Raw genomic sequence first — 1,488 nt, 5'->3', positions numbered from 1 at the left:
TCAAAAATGGTAGTCGTCGTAAAACCATACGAACCATCATTTTCAGATATTCTTGAATCGATGCTCAGTACTTTTTGAACCAAGGAATACTGAAGCAATCGGTTATAGACACCATCGGCTTTTTTCTGGCGGTAGAGATTGTCCACGGAACTATTGCCCAACCACAACGCCTTTTCCAAGTTCCGTTCGTAATTGCTGGCATCGATGTTATAGAAGTAGTTATGGAACAGATCCAAATGTGCTAAAGCTTCAACCCTAAAATTTTCCTTTTGGGTCACGAGCTTCAGCGGAATGATACTGCCATCGGTATTGATGGCAAAGGCGCTATTGAGCGCTTTTTGATTGGTGTTGAATACCATCCAAACTGAAAATGTACTGGACAGCAACGCACACACAACAACCGCCAAAACGATAAATCGATTCAGCTTTAAGACGTTGTAAATATTCTTGTATGGTGTTTTCATATTTTTGTTTTTAATCTGCCTTAGGCAGTAAATAGTCTGAGAGTGAATGACGTGGCACGTTTATACAGTTTGAATTTCAAGAAAACGATAAATCCAACCGAACCTAACTGAACAACAGGCGCAAAAAAGCCTTGACCTGTATCGGTTCCAAAAAGGTTGACCCAAAAATTGGTGTTGATTTCCGTATAAATGGCATTGATAAATACATTGACCAAAAAGAACGCTGGAACGAGCATATACACGGCTGCATATAATTTGAAGAACGTATAAGCTAACGAACGGAACTTTTCAAAGACTGCAAGGCTAATGACCAAGGGAAAAAAAGTTTGCATTATTCCGAGTAGAAAAAACCGTTCTGCCAAGAATAAGGGGTAGATGAACAAATCCAATATCCAGAGGAACAGGCTAATGATGAATGCAAATATTTTGAATCCGTAAAGCGGTGTGACCAAGGCTTCATACAATAGTGTCATAGCAGCTTGGGCAACCTCTATTATGCTAACGTCCTCTTCAATGGGAATATCTTGCATCTGTAAAGGCAATAAAGCAGGTGCTGTGCCACGATATTGTCCTTCAATAGCCACCAAGATTCCATCGAAAAAGCCTAACACCTGTGTCGAGAATATGACCAAAATGACAATGGCAAAATTCTTGGCAAGTTCGCCTGGACTCAATCCCCAAGTGTAACCATCCTTATCTGCAATGCCTTCATTGTATTTTTTGAGAATGTTGACCAGAAAGAACAGGACAGCGAGCGTTTTCATTCCCGCAATCGTATATTGCGAAAAGTCGCTGGCCTGTATGGTCTGGAAAACGGTATCTATATATTCCAGCCCAATTCCTAAGAGAATGGTCGCCGTCATTTTTAGTATTCGGTTTCTCGGTTATTGACTTTATCCTGCATTTTTCTGAAGGAAATAATATCACGATAGCGTTTTGTTTTTGTAGTGATGTTGGAAACCATTTGTTTGGATTCCTTCTCTTTTGCTTTAAGAATTTCAGCACGTTCGGCATCGCTCATTTT

General features: G+C 40.1%; 2 protein-coding genes and 1 pseudogene. All 3 read right to left on the bottom strand.

Translation table 11 applies throughout. From position 1 onward, the window contains the following. A partial coding sequence (locus RM529_RS17305; RefSeq protein WP_311485991.1) for a conjugal transfer protein TraK occupies positions 1 to 464 on the bottom strand: 464 nt, incomplete at its 3' end. Positions 465 to 484: 20 nt separating this feature from the next. Beyond that, positions 485 to 1,327, bottom strand: a complete 843-nt coding sequence (locus tag RM529_RS17300) for a hypothetical protein (RefSeq protein ID WP_133642537.1) — start codon at positions 1,325 to 1,327, stop codon at positions 485 to 487. A 2-nt stretch (positions 1,328 to 1,329) separates the two neighbouring features. Next, positions 1,330 to 1,488 (bottom strand): annotated as a pseudogene (locus tag RM529_RS17295) (conjugal transfer protein); the annotation flags it as partial.

It is taken from the genome of Autumnicola edwardsiae, from assembly GCF_031846505.1.
GTDB classification, from domain to species: Bacteria; Bacteroidota; Bacteroidia; order Flavobacteriales; family Flavobacteriaceae; genus Autumnicola; species Autumnicola edwardsiae.
Note: the sequence above shows the minus strand (reverse complement) of the source record. Positions and strands in the feature narration are given on the sequence as shown.

Excerpts from the sequence above, each read along its gene's own strand:
- RM529_RS17300 (WP_133642537.1), bottom strand. The coding sequence starts at position 1,327 with ATGACGGCGACCATTCTCTTAGGAATTGGGCTGGAATATATAGATACC.